The sequence below is a fragment of the Enterococcus sp. DIV0236 genome (assembly GCF_050558525.1).
Classification (GTDB): Bacteria; Bacillota; Bacilli; order Lactobacillales; family Enterococcaceae; genus Enterococcus; species Enterococcus faecalis.
Genome location: NZ_CP187891.1, coordinates 2,101,067 through 2,120,698 on the forward strand (window position 1 = coordinate 2,101,067; position 19,632 = coordinate 2,120,698).

The window sequence follows — 19,632 nt, forward strand, 5'->3', positions numbered from 1 at the left end:
TCTAGGCCTCCTTATTCACCGTTTCCGTTAAATGTTTAACGTCTTTACGCACTTTTTCCAATAAATTCATTTTGTGGTTCCAACAATCTGTTGAAAGGTCCACCGGATATTTCTGCGGATTCAAGTCCCGCTTGTATTCTTCCCAAAGTGAATCTAAATTTTCTTTTGCATATTGTTTAATTTCATCTAAAGTTGGTAATTCATACACACGTTTTCCTTCAACGAAAATATCTTGGAGTACTGGCCGTGCTTCAAAATCACGGACATACTTATTAATAAAGGTATGAACGGGATGGAACATATAAATTTCTTCTTCTTGGCGAGGATCTTCGTTCCAAAGTGTCACATAGTCCCCTTCTGACTTTTTATCAGATTTACGTGTAATGCGCCAGACTTGTTTTTTCCCTGGTGTTGTCACTTTTTCAGCATTGCTAGATAGTTTAATGGTATCTTTCATTTGACCATCTTCACCTTCAATTGAAACTAATTTAAACACCGCTCCTAAAGCCGGTTGATCATAGGCGGTAATCAGCTTGGTACCCACGCCCCATACATCAATTTTTGATTTTTGCATTTTTAGATTCAAAATCGTATTTTCATCTAAATCATTCGATGCATAAATTTTTGCTTCAGTAAAGCCAGCTTCGTCCAGTTGTTCACGAACTCGTTTAGAAATATAAGCCATATCGCCACTATCAATCCGCACACCTAGGAAATTAATTTTATCACCCATTTCTCGAGCTACTCGAATTGCGCTTGGCACTCCAGCTTTCAAAGTATCATACGTATCAACAAGGAAAACGCAATCCCGATGTGTTTTGGCATACGCCATGAATGCCTCATAATCATTTCCATACGACTGAACCAATGAATGGGCATGAGTCCCACTAACCGGAATACCAAAAATTTTACCAGCACGAACATTACTTGTCGCGTCCGCCCCACCAATATAGGCGGCTCTTGTGCCCCAAATGGCAGCATCTAATTCTTGTGCCCGGCGTGTTCCAAATTCCAATAAAGGATCATCGCCTATCACGGATTTAATTCGAGCCGCTTTTGTCGCAATTAATGTTTGGAAATTCACCATATTTAGCAAGGCAGTTTCTACCAATTGACATTGTGCCAAAGGACCTTCAATTTGAATTAACGGTTCGTTATTAAAAACCAAATCCCCTTCTAAAGCAGAGCGTACAGTACATTTAAATTCAAAATTTGCTAAATACGTCAAGAAATCTTCTGGATATTCTTCAACTTCTCGGAGATATGCAATATCAGATTCTGTAAACGTTAAATTTTCGAGATAATTGACTAAACGTTCTAAACCTGCAAAAATTGCGTAGCCATGATTAAAGGGCATCTCTCTAAAGTAACATTCAAAAACAGCATGTAAATCTGCTCTCCCTAATTCCCAGTATGTTTGCATCATATTGATTTGATACATATCTGTATGCAATGTCAAACTATCATCTGCATATGTATAGTCCATCGTTTTCTACCTCTATTCTTTGTATTAAAAACTTGTTTATATTATAACAAAAAAATTTTTTTTAGCCTAAAATCTGCTTAGACCTCTTTTTCTTTAAAAATGAAAAATTTACTGAAGAAATAATTTAAAATCACTACTACAACTTGTGTAATGATTTTCGCCCAAAACGATGAAAAATGAATGCCATCAATTAGGAGAATCATTAAACCCATATCAGCCACAAAAGATAAAATTCGGTACCAATAAAATAAGCCCATTTCTTTAAAAAAACCAGCTATGCTTTCATGCTTACTTGCGAATACCCAATATTTATTCGTGAAAAAGGCAAATAGAACAGATAAAAACCAACTAATTGTGTTACTTATCTTGTAATCCAACCCTAACACATTTTGACAAACAAAAAACACAACTAAGTTAACGACAGTCGTTGCACCACCAAAAAATAAATAAGCCAGTACTTCTCGGTATTTACGAAATAATTCTTTCAATTTTCACGCATCCTTTCAACTAATCATTTTATCAAACTTCGGCAAGAAAACCTATCTATTTTGTGTAAAGACACAATTCTCTTGCTAATTTTACTATTTATTAAGTATTTATGAAAAACATAGTAAGAGAAGAGGAGAAGTTCATCCATGGATGAACTTCTCCTCTTCTCTTCTCTTCGTCTAATAATATATGACTCCATCAACCAATAAGTTAAATCAGCATTAGTCCTTTAGCTTAGGAAGTGCTATCGTTTGTCCTTCGGTTAATACAGAATACGTTAAGTCATTTGTCTGCTTGAGGGCGGTTAAGGAATAGCCCGTTTTTTTTGCAATTTTTGCGAGTGTCTCTCCTCTTTTTACTTCATAATACTCAGTAGACTCTGTTTTTGAGTCATTCGCTTTACCATTTGATTGCTCTGCTGTTTTCAAAGCATTAGTCACCGATTTACTGATTATTAGTGATTGAAGTAACGCTTGTTCTTTCGGTTCTAGAGAAGTCGCCGCTGTATGCTGAGGAATCGTGATCTTTTGGCCAATATAAAACATTTCTTGAGTCTTTGAATTTTGCTTTAAAATGGCTGTTGCTGACACACCAAACGTCTGGCTAATGGTGGCGAGAGAATCTCCTTTGCTTACTTCATAGATGACTGCTTCTTTTTTTAGCTGTTCTTTGACTGCTTCCTTATCAAACGAAGGTTTCTTTTCTTCTGCCAAATTAGTCACTACTGGTTTCTTCTTTTCTTGATCGTATTCAGTTAATTGATAGGTTTCAATCAACGCGTTTAATTTTTTATCGTAATATGTATCCGTTGCATAACGACCTGTTAAAAATTTTGTTGCCTGCTGATAATCCGTCGTGTTTGCTTTCAAAACGCCGTGATAAAACGTCGGATTACCCGCCAGCCCATTGATAATTAATTTACTATAGTCTGTTAATGACTCTTTATAAGATGGATACTGACGAAAATCGGCATGAATGGTGGTCATCTTCCCTTTACCATCATCTTCTTGTGTGGGAAAGCTGACACTTTGACCTTGATAAGCGCCTTTAATGCCAAACAAATTATAATTAGGCGGCGCTGCTAACGCACTATTGCCCGAGCCACTTTCTAAAATAGCTTGAGCTATCATGACAGAAGCGTATAGATCATGTCGCTGACCAATAACTCGTGCTTCTTCACCGATTTTTCTAATAAACTCAGAAGTAGAAGCATTCTCTTGGACAACAAAATTTGCCTCGGCTTGTTGTTGAATTCCTGCTTGCTTTTCCTTTTCTTGACTATTGTCTACCTCTGAATGTACCAACGGCTCTTTGGTCTTTTCAGTTAATGTAGAATTTTGTGGTTCCTGATTATGAGGTGACTTCTCAGTGAGCGCTTTACGATCTTCAGATATTGGTTGATCATTTTGTAACGATTCGGTTGGTTTAGTACTAGCAATTGTCTTTTCTTGTGGCGGTAAACTATTTTCAGATTCTAATGGTTCCACATTATTTTCCTGATGGTCACTGCTGTCATTTTGTGTTGAACTTTCTTGTTGTTCAGACGAACTTATTATTGTTTCGTTCAGCGTTGAAGAAGTAAGGGTTCCTTGGTCTTGATTGGCTTGGTCCGCTCTTTTTTCTTCCAGCGATAGCTGTCGACTTTCGTCCCTCGTTTCGGTCTCTTCTTGAGCGATTAATGGTTCCGAATTGTAGTAACTGGCGCCCGCATAAATCCCTAAAATTCCAATACATACCAACTTCAAATATCTTGCCTTTCTTTTTTTCATCGCATTTCTCCTTCATTTACCTCTTTATTTCTGCTAATAACTGCTCTATCTGTTGGTACGTTCCTGTTGATTCATTCTTGATTGTCAGCATTTGTTCACAATAAGCTTGGTACTCTCTTGCCACTTGCTTCATGCGTGTTAAAGTTGCTAAACGTTGTTCCATTTCTTCATGAACTGTTGCAACTTGTTGTTTGGCTTGACTAATTGTTTCTTTTGCTTGACGTTTGGCTTCTAATAACACTTCGCCAATTTCTTTTTGAGAAAGCGTAACGGCTGTGTCTAAATTCTCTTCACTGGTCTGTCTCTGTTGCATCTTTTCTTCAGACAATTGTTTCTGTAAAGAAGTGATAGTTGTTTCTTTATCACTTAATGTTTCTTTAACATGTTTAAGTTGAACATCTTTTTCGACTACTTGTTTTTGTAATGCTTCCACTTCATTGGTTTGCATTAATAATTGCTCCGTTAGCTTTTTAATGGATTGCTGATATAGTTGATTTTCTTCTTCTAGTTTTTCAACAAAAGAAAATGACTCTTCTGACAGTTCAGTCGGCACTTGTTGCTGGACCTGTTTTACTTTTGCGGATTGCTCTTTTGCATAAACGAACTCGTCATCAAAGATTGCTTCTTCTGTTACCGTTGGTTGTGCTTTCATCGATTGTTCATTTTCAAAATCCGGCATCTTCTCATACTCCTCATCTTCATTGTTTTTGGTCAAAAATTGCCACATTTGTTTCTCCTCCTTCGTACCTTTTACACCGTTAACATATAGCCTTTTGAGCGAATTGTTTTGATATATTGTGGTTTGTTCACATCTTGTTCAATTTTTTTACGCAAATGGAAAATCACATTAGCGACACGATATTTTCGTTCATTCGCAGTATCTTTCCAGACATTTTTGTAGAGTTCTTCATATGTAATTGTTTGTCCTGCGTGTTTGTATAAATACTCTATTGTGAAAAATTCCAATTTTGTTAAAAGAATTTCTTCTCCACTTCCCAAGCAAACACTCAAATTTGGCGCAATTAAATACAATCTCTCAGAAAGATTCTTAGTAACTGTTTGTTCCTCGTTTGCAATAGCTAATTTAGGATAAAAACGTCTTTTTACACGTTGCAATAAATTACTCATGCTTAACATGCATTCTTGACGATCATAAGAATGATCAAAAACGCCATCTGCACCTAATTGTAAATAAATAATTCGATTGACTTTACTAATTACTTCTGTCCGAGAAAATAACCAAATCGGTAAATCTGACTGCTTGCGAATCGTCATTAATAACTCACAACAAGTATTTACTTGCTGGTGGTCAGTAACTTCAATCACTAATCCATCAATATGGTGCAAATGAAGAAGTATATTTGTTCCTTGGATGATCTGACATTCTACTTGATTACTAACAAACCAATTTTGACAGTATTCTTTTGTTTCAATTGTCAAAGGAACGACACCAATTGTATATTTTTCCATTTTCCCACCTCAATCTTCCTAATATTCCCCTTCAAAATATAATAATTTTTATTTATATTCTATTAATAAATAAAAATTACCAACTACTAGTTTTCAAAAAATGATTGTTATTACTAAATTTTATCGAATAAAAACAAGGCTGTCTAGCTAAAACGAAGCCTTTAAATTATCATCTTTTTTGTTAATTGAGTAAATATTTGAGAAAACACCATAAGCAAAGATATTATTTAGATTATTTATTCTTTATGTAAAAAAAAAGCTTACGATTTTTCAATCGTAAGCTTTTAGAATACTTTTTTATTTTTACATCATACCGCCCATGCCCATTGATGGATCCATCATAGGAGCTGGTGCAGCTGGTTCTGGTTTGTCTGCAACAACTGCTTCAGTTGTTAATAATAAAGCTGACACAGAAGCTGCATTTTGTAAGGCAGAACGAGTTACTTTTGTTGGGTCAACAATACCGGCTTCAACCATGTTTACCCATTCACCGTTAGCTGCATTGAATCCGATACCTAAGTCAACATTTTTTAGTTTGTCAACAATCACTGATCCTTCATAACCAGCATTTTCAGCGATTTGACGGATTGGTTCTTCTAATGCACGAACGACAATCTTGATCCCTGTTGCCACATCGCCTTCAGCTTCTAGCGCAGCGACTTTACCAATTACATTGACCAGTGCGGTACCACCACCAGAAACCATGCCTTCTTCTACAGCGGCACGTGTTGCGTTTAATGCATCTTCAATTCGTAATTTTAATTCTTTTAATTCTGTTTCAGTTGCAGCACCGACTTTAACGACAGCAACCCCACCAGCTAATTTAGCTAAACGTTCTTGTAATTTTTCACGATCAAAATCAGACGTTGTTTCGCCGATTTGGTTTTTAATTAAATGAACGCGGGCATCAATGGCTTCTTTTGAACCAGCACCTTCAACAATTGTTGTGTTATCTTTGTCGACAACTACTTTGCTAGCATTTCCTAAGTTTTCAATAGTTGTGTCTTTTAACTCTAACCCTAAGTCGTCAGTGATTACTGTACCACCTGTTAAAATAGCAATATCTTCAAGCATCGCTTTGCGGCGGTCACCAAATCCTGGCGCTTTTACTGCGACAACATTAAATGTACCACGGATTTTGTTCAATACTAATGTTGGTAGAGCTTCCCCATCAACATCATCCGCAATGATCAATAGTGGACGGCTTTGTTGTAGAATTTGTTCTAATAAAGGTAAGATATCTTGAATATTTGAGATTTTTTTGTCGGTAATTAAGATATATGGATTTTCTAAAACAGCTTCCATTTTATCGTTGTCAGTAACCATGTATTGAGATAAATAACCGCGGTCGAATTGCATTCCTTCAACCACATCTAATTCTGTTTCAATCCCTTTTGATTCTTCAATGGTAATTACGCCGTCGTTACCAACTTTTTCCATTGCATCGGCAATTAATTGGCCGACTTTTTCAGAACCTGATGAAACAGCAGCGACTTGTGCAATCGCTTCTTTTGAATCAACTACAGATGAAATATTGTGTAATTCTTCTACTGCTGTTTTTGTTGCTAATTCAATCCCACGACGAATACCTAATGGGTTAGCTCCAGCAGTTACGTTTTTTAAGCCTTCACGAACAATGGCTTGTGTCAAAACAGTCGCTGTTGTTGTTCCGTCACCAGCAATATCATTCGTTTTAGAAGCAACTTCTGAAACTAATTTTGCGCCCATGTTTTCAAAATGATCTTCTAATTCAATTTCCTTAGCAATTGTTACTCCATCGTTAGTAATCAATGGTGAACCAAATGATTTTTCTAAAACAACGTTACGACCTTTAGGGCCTAATGTCACTTTCACTGTATCTGCTAATACATCTACTCCGCGTAGCATTGCTGCACGTGCATCTTCTGCAAATTTAATCTCTTTTGCCATGATTTCTTCACCTCATAATTTTTTTCTTCTATTATATTATTCTGTAAAAGTTGTTTATTATTCAACAGTGGCAATAATGTCTTTGGCTGATACAATTAAGTATTCTACGCCTTCGTATTTCACTTCTGTTCCTGAATATTTTTCAAACATTACTGTGTCACCAATTTTTACTTCCATCGGAACTTTTGTGCCATTTTCAAGCACACGACCTTCACCTACTGCGATAACTTCACCTGTTTGTGGTTTTTCTTTTGCAACGGATGCAAGAACAATTCCTCCAACAGTTTTTTCTTCTTCTTTCGCGACTCTAATTACGACGCGATCGCCTAATGGTTTTAACACAATAAATCCCTCCAAATAAAAAGTTTTCGCTTATTTTAGCACTCGATACATAAGAGTGCTAACTCACACTATTTATAATACTCATTTCACTCTAAAAATGCAAGTCTTTTCTCTCTTTTTCTTGTCAATTATAAGATACGCATTTTTTATTGAGTATTCTTTTTTAATGGAATGTTTTTCCAATCCTTTAATTCATGGTAAAATAAATTGACTACGATTGGAGGCGAATAAAATGAAACAACGTTTACTTACAGCACTAATAGCAACCTTCGTTTATTTTGTGATAGCGAATTTAGGAAATCTTGTTTTCAGTGTCACAGAAGGAATTGTTTCGACACTTTGGGAATCTCTTTTCTTTTTCTTATTCGTTTTTCTTTTATTAGGATATCGCAATAATCGTAAAAAATAATTATAGAAAGGATTAACCATGACCTTAAGAAAATCAAGTTTATTTATTTTAGTCACATACATTATCGCTTTTTTCGGGCCGTTACTTTTTTCGGGTATTTCCCCCAATGCAGCGATTAATGTGACAACTGCTCTCTACATTATTGGCGCCCTTGTAATGATTGGCATCTTTTTAAAAACAACAGAACCTTCTCCTTTAGAGGAAACAGCAACCTTGAAATCACCTATTTTTATTTTTTTACTAGGTGTAAGTGGGATTTTCATTGCCATGCTGATTCAAGGGGTTACTTTTGCCATTGAAGTAGCCATCACAGGAGAACAAGCTACTTCTCAAAATACACAAGCTATTGTAGCGGTGATTTTGGCAAATCCTTTATTTATTTTGGCAACTACTATCGGTGGTCCGATTATGGAAGAATTCGTCTTTCGTTATGCATTTATCCATTTAATCCAGCCTTTTACAAATTTCTGGATTGCGGCTACTGTTAGTTCGGCGATTTTTTCACTCGCACATGCCGATGGTCACTTTTTTGTTTATTTCTTTATGGGATTTTTCTTTGCTCTTTTGTACAAGCAAACTGGAAAAATTTGGACCTCAATTATTGCCCATTGTGGCATGAATACGATTGTGATTATTGTTCAACTACTTTTGCATAATGGTACAATTCAATAAGAAAAGGGCCTTCGTCTAAACGACTAGGCCCTTTTCTTTTGCTTATTCTTCTTCGTCAATCAATTCGTTGTCATGATGTAAGAAATAAATTAATGTTTGTAATTCGTTGGTTAAGTCAACATTTTGAATTAATACTTCAGGTGGCGCTACTAAACGCGCAGCCGTAAAGTTTAGGATTCCTTTAACCCCTGCTTCGGCAAGTTTGTTCACAACTTCTTGCGCTTTGCGAGCTGGAATAGTTAAAATAGCTACTTCGATTTGTTGAACACGGATTTGTTCCATCATATCTTCCATTGGATAAACCGGAATACCGTCAACAATGCGTCCCACAATATCTTCATTCACATCAAATGCGCAACTTACACGAATACTGTTGCTTTGATGGAATTTGTACTTTAATAAAGCACTTCCTAAATTACCAACCCCGATTAATGCGACATTGGTTAACTCATCTTCATTCAATGTTTTTGCAAAAAAGTTCATTAAGTTTTCAACATCATAGCCGTACCCACGTTTACCTAATTCACCAAAATATGAAAAGTCACGACGAATAGTCGCACTGTCTACTTGTACCGCTTCACTTAATTCAGTTGATGAGACTTTATTTTTTCCTGTATCATGTAACATTCTTAAGTAGCGATAATATAAAGGAAGGCGTCGCGCCGTTGCTTTTGGAATAACTTGATCTTTCACAATTGGACCTCCAATACTTTCACTTAAATCTTATCCATTAACATAATAGCAGTTTTTCACAATAAAAAGCAATTCTATGGCTCAAAAATAGCATTTTTCTTCAAAAGTTTGTGATAAAAGGTATAAACCTTCACAAAGCATTTTTTGATACGTGCTATTTTAGCAGATTTTATGCTACACTAAGGGCAATGAATTTAGAAATGAGGACTACTGATGATTTTATTACAAGCAAATCAAGTTGCCCGGCATTTTGGCTCGGAAACATTGTTTGAAAACATACATTTAGAAATTGCAACAAAAAGTCGGATTGCCTTAGTTGGTCGTAATGGTGCTGGAAAATCGACTTTTTTAAAAATCATTGCAGGCATTGATGCTCCCGATAGCGGAACCATTGCCAAAAATAAAACCGCTACGTTAGGTTATTTAGCTCAAAATACCGGCTTAGAATCAGATAAAACCGTTTGGGAAGAAATGACAAAAGCCTTTGCTGACATCCTAGAAATGGAACAGCGTATGCGAGAATTAGAAACTAAAATTAGTGAAATGGAGCCAACCACTTCCGTTTATGAAGGAATTTTAAAAGAGTACGATCAATTGCAACATACGTTTTCTGAAAAAAATGGCTACGGCTATGAAAATGAAATTCGCTCAGTCCTTCACGGCTTTGGCTTTGATGAATCCTTTTACACGAAAGATATTCAAACCTTATCTGGTGGTCAAAAAACCCGGCTTGCATTAGCGAGAATGCTTTTACAAAAACCAGATATTTTAATTCTGGACGAGCCTACAAACCACTTAGATATCGAGACGCTTTCTTGGCTGGAATCTTATTTGCCAAGCTATGCCGGCGCCCTATTGATTGTTTCCCACGATCGTTATTTTTTAGATAAGGTAGTTAATGAAGTTTATGAACTGAGTCGCAAAAAAATGACTCACTACAAAGGAAACTATTCCAAATACTTAGAGTTAAAAGCAGAACAATTAGCCAGTGAATGGAAAGCGTATGAAAAGCAACAAGAAGAAATCAATAAGTTAGAAGATTTTGTTGCCAAAAATCTGGTTCGTGCATCTACAACGAAACGTGCACAAAGTCGCCGAAAAGTACTAGAAAAAATGGACCGTTTAGACCGACCTCAAGGAGATGAAAAATCGGCGCATTTTCTTTTCGATAGTGAAAAAGTCTCGGGAAATGTTGTTTTACAAGTCGAAGATGCCGCCATTGGTTACGACCAAGAACATATTTTATCCGAACCTATTCATTTGGATATTCGTCGCAAAGAAGCCATTGCCTTAGTCGGACCGAACGGAATTGGTAAATCTACTCTCTTGAAATCAATTATTGATCGCATTCCTTTCATTAAAGGAAGTAAAACTTTTGGCACCAATGTTTCTGTAGGTTACTATGACCAAGAGCAAGCCAATTTACATGGCAATAAAACGGTCTTAGCGGAATTATGGGATGAACACCCAACCACACCTGAAAAAGAGATTCGAAGTATTTTAGGCGGCTTTCTCTTCAGTGGAGACGATGTTGAAAAAACGATTCCTTTATTAAGCGGTGGCGAAAAAGCACGTGTGGCATTAGCAAAATTAGCGATGGATCGTGACAATTTCTTGATTCTCGATGAGCCAACCAACCACTTGGATATCGATAATAAAGAAGTTTTAGAAAATGCGCTGATTGATTATGAAGGAACCATCCTCTTCGTTTCCCATGACCGTTACTTTATCAATCGAATTGCAACAAAAGTTGTTGAGCTTTCTGAAAAGGGCAGCAAACTTTATTTAGGCGACTATGATTATTATTTAGAAAAGAAACAAGAGGAAGAAGAAATCGCTGCCCTCTTAGCTAATGAAGAAGCGGCGAAAAAACCCGAACCAGTTACAGCCAAAAATACCTTTTATCAAAACAAGGAGCAACAAAAATTACTCCGTACTTTGCAAAGAAAAATAACACAAGTCGAAGAAAATCTTGCTCAGTTAGATACGACAATTGCACAATTAGAAGCACAAATGAGTCAACCAGACATTCTAGAAAATCATGTTGAATTGCTGGCTTTAAACCAACAATTAGATGACGCTCGTCAGCAACAAGATGAACTACTTGAGCAATGGGAAAATTTCAGTTTAGAATTAGAAGAAATGGAAAATAACAATTAACGGAGGGATTCACTATGGCTTCCAAAAAAATCAGTTTAACGAAGCCCAAATATCAACAAATCGCCGTTGATGTTGCGGAAAAAATTGCAGAAGGCAAATTACATGTTGGAGATAAAATCCATGCCCGTTCCACCCTAGCTAACCAATACCAAGTGTCGCCAGAAACAGCTCGCAAAGCCATTATCGTTTTAGTCGATTTAGAAATCGTTAAAGCCAAACACGGCAGCGGCTTCTATGTGGCATCAAAAGAAAAAGCGCAGGACTTTGTGACACAATATCAAGACGTTCAAACGATTGCTGAAATTAAAGAAGAATTGCTAGATAGCGTAGCGAAACAAAAAGAAGAACTTACTCATTTTTCTAGCATTCTAGATACTCTTGTTGAACAAACAAAGCGTTTTGATTCTTTCAATCCAATGAATCCTTATTCATTAGTTTTAACAGAAGAAGCTGCTTATCTTGAGGCGACGATTAGCGAAATGAATTTTTGGCAAAACACTTCGGCAACGATTATCGCTATCAAACACAAAGAAGAGCTTTTGGTCTCACCTGGTCCATATGCAAAGATTTCGTTGAACGACACACTTTATTTTGTTGGACATGACGAATCAACCTTACAACGTGTCCAAAATTTCTTTTATCCTTAAACAAAAAAGTGACTACTTATCTTGCGGTAAATAGTCACTTTTTTTATTTATTATTTCTATTTTTCATAAAAAACCACTATAAAACCTAGTTAAAATACTGTTTTTCTTCATTTTCAGAAAGATTTTCATCTAATTTGACAAAGTGACAACTTTATAGTAGTCTGATGTAGTCACTTTTTTTAATGAGGAGGAACAATGATTTGCCAAAAGTAAAAGTAAATCACCTTACCAAGATTTTTGGTAAGAAAACCAAACCGGCACTTGAAATGATTCGTGCCAACAAAAGCAAAACAGAAATTTTAGAAAAAACGGGTGCCACAGTCGGTGTTTATGATGTAAATTTCGAAGTTGAAGAAGGCGAAATTTTCGTTATTATGGGGTTATCAGGAAGTGGGAAATCAACATTAATTCGTTTATTAAATCGTTTGATTGAACCAACTTCAGGAAATATTTATATTGATGGACAAGATATTTCTTCTTTAGATAAAGAAGGATTACGTGAAGTACGTCGAAATAAAATGAGCATGGTTTTCCAAAACTTTGGTCTTTTCCCCCATCGAACTATCTTAGAAAATACGGAATATGGTTTAGAAATTCGTGGTGTTCCTAAAGAAGAACGCCAAGCAAAAGCTGAAAAAGCCTTAGAAAATTCTAGCTTAATTGCTTTTAAAGACCAATTACCAAGTCAATTATCTGGTGGGATGCAACAACGTGTCGGCCTTGCTCGTGCCTTGGCTAACGATCCAGAAATTTTATTAATGGACGAAGCGTTCTCTGCTCTTGATCCGTTAATTCGTCGTGAAATGCAAGACGAACTATTAGATTTACAAGAAAATGTCAAAAAAACCATTATCTTTATCACACATGATTTGAATGAAGCTTTACGAATCGGCGACCGGATTGCCTTGATGAAAGATGGTCAAATTATGCAAATTGGGACTGGAGAAGAAATTTTAACCAACCCAGCCAACGAATATGTGCGAACCTTCGTGGAAGATGTGGATCGTTCAAAAGTCTTAACTGCCCAAAATATTATGGTACCTGCTTTAACTACTAACATTGAAATTGATGGCCCAACTGTTGCTTTAAAACGGATGCGTCAAGAAGAAGTGAGTATGTTACTTGCCGTGGATAAAAAACGCCAACTAAAAGGCGTGGTACGCGCAGAAAAAGCTTTAGAAGCGCGTAAAAACGGGACTTCTCTTGTAGAATGTGTGGATCCAGAAATTCAAACAATCGATAAAGATATGTTAGTGAATGATATTTTCCCACTGATTTATGATGCACAAACGCCTCTTGCCGTGACTGATAACGGCAAACTATTAGGCGTGGTCATCCGTGGTAGCGTACTTGAAGCACTTGCAGAAACAGAGGTGAACGAACATGAATAAGTATCAATTACCTGTCGCGTCTTGGGTTGAAAGTTTTACTGATTGGTTAACTTCAACATTTGCTGGATTATTCAGCTTTTTACAAACAATTGGTCAAAGTGTAATGGACAACATTACTGCCTTACTAACAGCCGTACCACCACTTGTGCTGATCGTGCTATTAACGATTGCTGCTTTCTTTATTTCTAATAAAAAAATTGGCTTAAGTTTATTCACATTTATCGGCTTAATGTTTATCTATAACCAAAACTTATGGAACGATTTAATGAGTACCGTTACGTTAGTTTTACTTTCTAGTGTTATTTCCATTATCATTGGTGTGCCACTAGGGATTTTAATGGCGAAAAGCGAAAAAGCCAAAAGTATCATTACACCGATTTTGGACTTCATGCAAACAATGCCTGGTTTCGTTTACTTGATTCCAGCCGTTGCATTCTTCGGAATTGGTATGGTTCCTGGGGTCTTCGCCTCTGTTATCTTCGCTTTACCACCAACTGTTCGCTTTACGAATTTAGGAATTCGCCAAGTACCAAATGAACTTGTTGAAGCAGCTGATTCTTACGGTAGTACTGGCTGGCAAAAATTATTCAAATTAGAATTACCTTTAGCCAAAAACACGATTATGGCTGGTGTTAACCAAACAACCATGCTAGCTCTATCAATGGTAGTTATTGCTTCAATGATTGGTGCGCCTGGATTAGGACGTGGCGTCCTTTCTGCTTTACAACGTGCGCAAGTCGGGAACGGTTTCGTAAATGGTGTGGCTTTAGTTATTTTAGCGATTATCATTGACCGTTTTACTCAACATTTAAATAATAAAAAAGCAGCCCCTAAAGCAGCTGGTGCCACCTCTAAAAAGAAAAAATACGGGATTATTGCAGCGGTTGTTGTAATTGTCGCTGGCTTAGTTGGTGCTTCAATTTTTACAACAACAAATGATAAGCAAATTTCCCTTTCTTATGTGGAATGGGATACCGAAGTAGCCTCCACACATGTTGTTGCCGAAGTCTTAAAAGATATGGGGTATGATGTTAAAACGACTCCTTTAGATAACGCAATTATGTGGGAATCTGTAGCTAAAGGTGAAACAGATGCCATGGTTGGTGCGTGGCTGCCAGGAACACACGCAGAGCAATATAAACAATATAAAGATAAATTAGACGACCTTGGTGAAAACCTTAAAGGCGCGAAGCTAGGAATTGTCGTCCCTTCTTATATGGATGTTGATTCTATCGAAGATTTATCTGATCAAGCTGGGAAAAAGATTACTGGAATTGAACCTGGTGCTGGTGTTGTTGCAGCAGCAGAGAAAACTAAAGAAGCTTATCCTAATTTGAAAGATTGGTCTGTTGAAACTTCTTCATCAGGTGCCATGACTGTCGCCTTAGGACAAGCAATTAAAAACAACGAAGACATCGTTATTACTGGCTGGTCTCCTCACTGGATGTTTGCAAAATATGATTTAAAATATTTAGCTGATCCAAAAGGCACTATGGGCGGCGAAGAAGCGATTCACACAATGGCTCGCCAAGGCCTAAAAGAAGATCAACCAGAAGCTTACAAAGTGTTAGATAATTTCCATTGGACAACTAAGGATATGGAATCTGTCATGTTAGAAATTAACGAAGGCAAAGACCCACAAGAAGCTGCACGTGATTGGGTTGATTCACATAAAGACCAAGTAGCAGAATGGAAAAAATAATTCTTAACAAATGACTTCCCCATCTATTAAAAGAGGGCGTTGAACAAATTGTTCAACGCCCTCTTTTTTCGCAAAAAAAACCACTCAGTTGGGTAGACTGAGTGGAAAGGAGTTATTTTTACTTGAGGAGTAAAAATGAAAAGTGTTTATGTTGGGTGTTTTGTTGGTATGCTTATATATTAACGAGAACCTGTGAATAATTTGTGACGAAAACCTTGGAAATTTGCTACGAATTACTTAAAAAAGTTTAAATGTGTCTCACCCTAGTTAATCGATACAGCGATTATTTCTTTTTAGCATTTTGGATGGCTTTAAATAATGTTGAAAATTGTCCTTTGAAAGACATCACATCATCAAAGATATCAACACCATCGTTTAACATTTTGACGGTCACCCAGCCAAGCGCTTCCGTAATTGCTACCGCAACTGAAGCATTGACCATGCCACCAGTCACAGTTCCGACAACAGGAATCACTTTTAGAATATTCCCGACTGCGCTCTTACCTAAACTAACCACTACTAATTCTTTGGTTAAACTTTTACCTAAACTTTCAGACCAAGACTGACCAAAAATTTTATGCAGCCGTGACATCATAGTTAATTGAACAGGTACCAGTAAAAAAGCATCCGAAAATGGAATTGGCGAAAACCCAATAATTGCTGCTGACAATGCAGCAAAATGAATCGTTTGATGACTTTTCTTTTTCACGTCAGGTGAAACACCAGCCAAAAATTCATCAAATACTTTGTCGAGTTGTGTTTGACTGTTCGTCACTAATTGTTCTGCTTTACCTTTAGAAGTTGCGAAAGCATTCATTATGGCCGTAGACGTTTTTTGTGGAAATTTTTTCAAGACATCTTGAAAAAAAGAACGAAATTCTGGGTCTTCGATTTCTTCATTCAATTGCTTAGTTTCTTGTTCTGCTAATTCTTGTTTTTCAATCTCTTCAAAAAGTTCTTGTTTCTTTTTGTTTTTATGTTTTTTTCTTCTCATCTCATTAACTCCCTTATCTATCAATATGTAGAAACAAAGTATAGCATAGCCCCTGATTGATTCTCTTTTAGATGATTTGAAAAGCCAGAACTTATCTGTTTTTTAAACAAATAGAAATGTTCCAGCTTTTCTCAAAAAATCAGCTATTTTGTTTGTTCTTCACCGCAATAGACCGTCAAGTGTTTAGGCAAAATTTCCAGCGTAATTGGCAAAGCAGCTCCTTCATCACCATCCACATTAGTGGTTAATTCTTCTTGGTTTTCTAAGGAGATTGTTCCTTCTTTAAAGGTTAGGTAAACTAAATTATCAGTGGACTGGTCGACACCTTTTAACAAATCTGGGACTGCTTTTACTGCATCCCACAATGATTGATCTTTTAAATAAACTAAATGAAGTTTGCCATCATCCACTTGGGCCTCTGGTAATAATGTTTCAAACCCACCGATTGAATTCGTTAAGCCAACTAAAACGGTACTACTTTCAATGGTTTGTTCTTTTTGATCCAAGCTTAAATGAAAAGGATACGTTTGAGCATTCGCTAAATGTTTGGCACCTGAAATAAAATAAGCGAGTTTTCCTAACTTCGTTTTTTGTTCAACGTCCACGTCGTTAATTGACTCTGGAATCGTCCCAATCGCAACGACATTCATAAAGTAGTCGTCATTGATTTTCCCCACGTCTAAAGCACTGGTTTTTTCTAAATCTAATTGTTGAATCGCCTCTTCAGGATCCATCGGTAAATTCAAGGCTCGCGCTAAATCGTTCACCGTTCCTAAAGGAAAAAAGCCAAATTTTGGGCGGTAAGCTTGTTCTGCCAACCCGCTAATTCCTTCATTAACGGTTCCATCTCCCCCCATTACGAAAACACTGTCGAAGTGACTTTCCGCAGCTTCACGGGCAAATTGTTCTGCATCGCCGCCTTTTTCTGTTTGTTTCACTACAACTTCATCAAATAACTGTTTTAATTTTTCTTCTGCTAACGTTTCAAATTCTTTGGCTTTTTCACCACCAGAACTGGGGTTAACAATTAAAACTGCTTTTTTCACTGGTACCACTCCTCATTGATATCTAAATCGTTTGATTCCTTACAATTATTATAAAAGATATTTTTGATTCTGGCGAAAAATATGCTGACACTTGCTTAACAAACAAGCATTCCTGCTCCTCACTACTTTTCAAAACGTTCTTTAAAGCAATAGGCAAAATAATAGAACAATTTCCAAAAATCTTGCCAAACTTTTGGATCCATCCCCGTCAATTCATGAATTCGTTTCAAGCGGTAATTCAATGTATTTCGATGGATATGTAATACTTGTGAGGTTTCATTGATGTTTAAGTTATGATTGGCGAAAAAAATAACGGTTTCATAGTATTCATCATAAATCGTCTGGATGGTTTCAAAAAAATCCAATTCAATATGAAAAGGAAAATTAAAAATTCCTTGAATGAAAAAATCTTCTGCTTGGTAAAACTTAGCCTTTTCTAATTGGAGAAACGATAGAAGTAAATACGTGTTTTGTGCCTCTTGGACCATTTGTTGAATCGTGGCTTTTTCCGAACTTATTACAAGGTATTCTGTTACTGGCTTTGTTATCTGAGGTGGTTCAGAAGTAATCACCAGATAACAATTTTCCCATTCAAATATTTCATGGCCAGGATAATAACTGGATAATAAGCGCTTGTCCTTGGTTAGTACACAATGATTCTGGTCATCTAATTGAAGGTTATATAGTTCCAACGCTTCAAATTTTAAGGCTTCTGAGTAAGCAGAATCAACATGCATTAAGTGCTGGATAAACTGATTTTTTTGTTTCTTCTTTTTTTCGCGTTCTTGTTGTGTATTTAATTCTTCTGTCAGTAAAAGAACAATCGAGCGCACAAGCTTGGTAAATTTGCGCACCTCGTCTGGTTCTCCTGAAATGCCTACGACACCTAAAATGTGATCATTCAAAATAATCGGTTCATTGGTGCCTTTTTTCTCTAAAGAAGTATCTTTATAAATTTCAATATTTTTCCGTTCATTGATGGCTCTTTCTGCACCACGATGGCGCTCCCCAATTCGAGCAGAATCTCCACTCGCAATAATTTTTCCTCGTTCATCCATAATATTGATGTTATAAGGAATATCCGCCATTAACTTTTCAACAATTTTATTTGCTTGGATTTTGTCTAATTTTAACATTGCTATCGCCAACTTTCTAAAAAGCGAGTAGCGTTTGGGACATAAGCCGCAATGACTTATGTCCCAAACGCTTAATTCTTCAGATCAACGACTGAACATTTTTATTTCAGCTTTCATTACTGATGATACCATGGCTAGTTCTTAGTCACAAGGCACCAGCTGTAATGTACGAGCAATATTTTCAACGGTTCTTTCTAAGTTAACTGGTCCATTTTTCAATGCTGCTTCCAATGGTTCGGCTTTGGCCAAAATTCCAAAAATAGCCGTCATCCCTTCTTCATAGAGGACATCCACATCTTTGCCGATATAGCCAGCACAAGCGAAAACCGGTTTTTGATACTTCTTGGCCAAACGTGAGACGCCATAAGGGGCTTTGCCGAATTTTGTTTGAAAATCCATCCCCCCTTCACCAGTAAAGACATAATCAGCAGCTTTTATTTTTTCTTCTAATTGATTCACTTCTACGACAATATCAATCCCTGGGCGTAACTGAGCTTTTGTGAATGCTAGTAACCCTGCACCCAAACCACCAGCAGCTCCTGCGCCTGGCATCATCTCAACATCAATACCGACCTCTTTTTTGATAATCGCTGCATAATGGGCTAAGTTTTTATCTAATTGAGCCACCATTTCTTCTGTCGCACCTTTTTGCGGACCAAAGACATGAGACGCCCCTGTTGGCCCTGTTAGTGGGTTATTCACATCACTTGCTACTAGAACTTCGGTAGCAAAAATACGTTGATCAAACTGTGTTAAATCGATCTGCGCCAGTTTATCTAATGCACCACCGCCACGTGTCAATTCTTGCCCTTCCTTGTCTAACAAACGCGCACCAAGTGCCTGAATCATACCTGCACCCCCATCATTTGTCACGCTACCACCAATGCCGATAATGATTTTTTTTGCCCCATGATTGAGCGCATGTTGAATCATTTCTCCTGTACCATAAGTAGAAGTGATCAAGGGATTACGTTCTGCTGCTTTGACCAATTCAATTCCGTTGGCTTTCGCCATTTCAATGACCACCGTTTCTTGGTCACCTAATAAGCCGTAATAGGTTTCAACGATTTGATCAGGAAGCGGTCCTGCCACACGCACTGGTACTCTTGTGCCTCCTGTTGCATCCACTAAGGAATCCACCGTTCCTTCCCCGCCGTCTGCCATCGGGACGTGTTGAATGTCTGCATCTTTAAATACAGCTAAAATCCCTTTTTCCATTGCCAGACAGGCTTCTTTTGCACTCATACTTTCTTTAAATGAGTCTGGAGCCAAAACAAATTTTTTCGTCATCTTTTCG

The 19,632-nt window shown here is 37.0% G+C and carries 18 protein-coding genes; 6 read left to right on the top strand and 12 right to left on the bottom strand.

Features of this window, described 5'->3' with window-relative positions; all coding sequences use genetic code 11:
* Position 1: 1 nt before the first annotated feature.
* From IGK27_RS10055 to groES, 7 genes are all read right to left on the bottom strand, one after another.
* Complete coding sequence (locus IGK27_RS10055; protein WP_002356538.1) at positions 2–1,486, bottom strand: nicotinate phosphoribosyltransferase; 1,485 nt, start codon at positions 1,484–1,486, stop codon at positions 2–4.
* Positions 1,487–1,563: 77 nt separating this feature from the next.
* Positions 1,564–1,974, bottom strand: a complete 411-nt coding sequence (locus tag IGK27_RS10060; RefSeq protein WP_033626568.1) for a GtrA family protein — start codon at positions 1,972–1,974, stop codon at positions 1,564–1,566.
* A 222-nt stretch (positions 1,975–2,196) separates the two neighbouring features.
* Positions 2,197–3,744, bottom strand: coding sequence for a glucosaminidase domain-containing protein (locus IGK27_RS10065; protein WP_033626567.1), 1,548 nt, complete (start codon positions 3,742–3,744; stop codon positions 2,197–2,199).
* Between the two features lie 16 nt (positions 3,745–3,760).
* Positions 3,761–4,471: a hypothetical protein gene (locus IGK27_RS10070; protein WP_002400944.1), complete on the bottom strand. Its 711-nt coding sequence runs from the start codon at positions 4,469–4,471 to the stop codon at positions 3,761–3,763.
* A 23-nt stretch (positions 4,472–4,494) separates the two neighbouring features.
* Positions 4,495–5,214, bottom strand: coding sequence for a response regulator transcription factor (locus tag IGK27_RS10075; protein ID WP_002356534.1), 720 nt, complete (start codon positions 5,212–5,214; stop codon positions 4,495–4,497).
* A 303-nt stretch (positions 5,215–5,517) separates the two neighbouring features.
* Positions 5,518–7,143, bottom strand: coding sequence for a chaperonin GroEL (gene groL / locus IGK27_RS10080; RefSeq protein ID WP_002362559.1), 1,626 nt, complete (start codon positions 7,141–7,143; stop codon positions 5,518–5,520).
* A 57-nt stretch (positions 7,144–7,200) separates the two neighbouring features.
* Positions 7,201–7,485, bottom strand: coding sequence for a co-chaperone GroES (gene groES / locus IGK27_RS10085; protein ID WP_002356531.1), 285 nt, complete (start codon positions 7,483–7,485; stop codon positions 7,201–7,203).
* 232 nt (positions 7,486–7,717) lie between these two features.
* Between groES and IGK27_RS10090 the strand changes: the two genes are divergently transcribed.
* Positions 7,718–7,894, top strand: coding sequence for a hypothetical protein (locus IGK27_RS10090; RefSeq protein ID WP_002356530.1), 177 nt, complete (start codon positions 7,718–7,720; stop codon positions 7,892–7,894).
* Between the two features lie 18 nt (positions 7,895–7,912).
* Complete coding sequence (locus tag IGK27_RS10095; RefSeq protein ID WP_002362272.1) at positions 7,913–8,566, top strand: CPBP family intramembrane glutamic endopeptidase; 654 nt, start codon at positions 7,913–7,915, stop codon at positions 8,564–8,566.
* 42 nt (positions 8,567–8,608) lie between these two features.
* On the opposite strand, the gene IGK27_RS10100 is transcribed toward IGK27_RS10095, so the two are convergent.
* Complete coding sequence (locus IGK27_RS10100; protein ID WP_002356528.1) at positions 8,609–9,259, bottom strand: redox-sensing transcriptional repressor Rex; 651 nt, start codon at positions 9,257–9,259, stop codon at positions 8,609–8,611.
* A 213-nt stretch (positions 9,260–9,472) separates the two neighbouring features.
* On the opposite strand from IGK27_RS10100, the gene IGK27_RS10105 reads away from it, so the two are divergent.
* The 4 genes from IGK27_RS10105 (at position 9,473) to IGK27_RS10120 (ending at position 15,159) form a co-directional block, all read left to right on the top strand.
* Complete coding sequence (locus IGK27_RS10105) at positions 9,473–11,419, top strand: ABC-F family ATP-binding cassette domain-containing protein (protein ID WP_002365037.1); 1,947 nt, start codon at positions 9,473–9,475, stop codon at positions 11,417–11,419.
* Between the two features lie 14 nt (positions 11,420–11,433).
* On the top strand, positions 11,434–12,066 hold the full coding sequence (locus tag IGK27_RS10110) for a GntR family transcriptional regulator (protein WP_002356525.1): 633 nt from the start codon (positions 11,434–11,436) through the stop codon (positions 12,064–12,066).
* A gap of 200 nt (positions 12,067–12,266) precedes the next feature.
* Positions 12,267–13,457 (top strand): quaternary amine ABC transporter ATP-binding protein, encoded by a 1,191-nt coding sequence (locus IGK27_RS10115; protein WP_002388977.1) that lies wholly within the window; start codon positions 12,267–12,269, stop codon positions 13,455–13,457.
* The gene (locus IGK27_RS10120) at positions 13,450–15,159 is read left to right on the top strand and encodes an ABC transporter permease/substrate binding protein (protein WP_002356521.1); all 1,710 of its coding nucleotides are present in this window, start codon (positions 13,450–13,452) and stop codon (positions 15,157–15,159) included. Before IGK27_RS10115 ends, IGK27_RS10120 begins: the two co-directional genes overlap by 8 nt.
* Positions 15,160–15,442: 283 nt before the next feature.
* Here IGK27_RS10120 and IGK27_RS10125 read toward each other — a convergent pair whose 3' ends face one another.
* The 4 genes from IGK27_RS10125 to IGK27_RS10140 all read right to left on the bottom strand — a co-directional run bounded on the left by IGK27_RS10125 (position 15,443) and on the right by IGK27_RS10140 (position 19,625).
* Positions 15,443–16,177, bottom strand: a complete 735-nt coding sequence (locus IGK27_RS10125) for a YcjF family protein (RefSeq protein WP_002384134.1) — start codon at positions 16,175–16,177, stop codon at positions 15,443–15,445.
* 119 nt (positions 16,178–16,296) lie between these two features.
* Positions 16,297–17,199: a diacylglycerol/lipid kinase family protein gene (locus IGK27_RS10130; protein ID WP_010713166.1), complete on the bottom strand. Its 903-nt coding sequence runs from the start codon at positions 17,197–17,199 to the stop codon at positions 16,297–16,299.
* A gap of 122 nt (positions 17,200–17,321) precedes the next feature.
* Positions 17,322–18,335, bottom strand: a complete 1,014-nt coding sequence (locus IGK27_RS10135; RefSeq protein ID WP_002374210.1) for a CdaR family transcriptional regulator — start codon at positions 18,333–18,335, stop codon at positions 17,322–17,324.
* A 141-nt stretch (positions 18,336–18,476) separates the two neighbouring features.
* Positions 18,477–19,625, bottom strand: a complete 1,149-nt coding sequence (locus tag IGK27_RS10140) for a glycerate kinase (protein WP_002356517.1) — start codon at positions 19,623–19,625, stop codon at positions 18,477–18,479.
* Positions 19,626–19,632 lie beyond the last annotated feature (7 nt).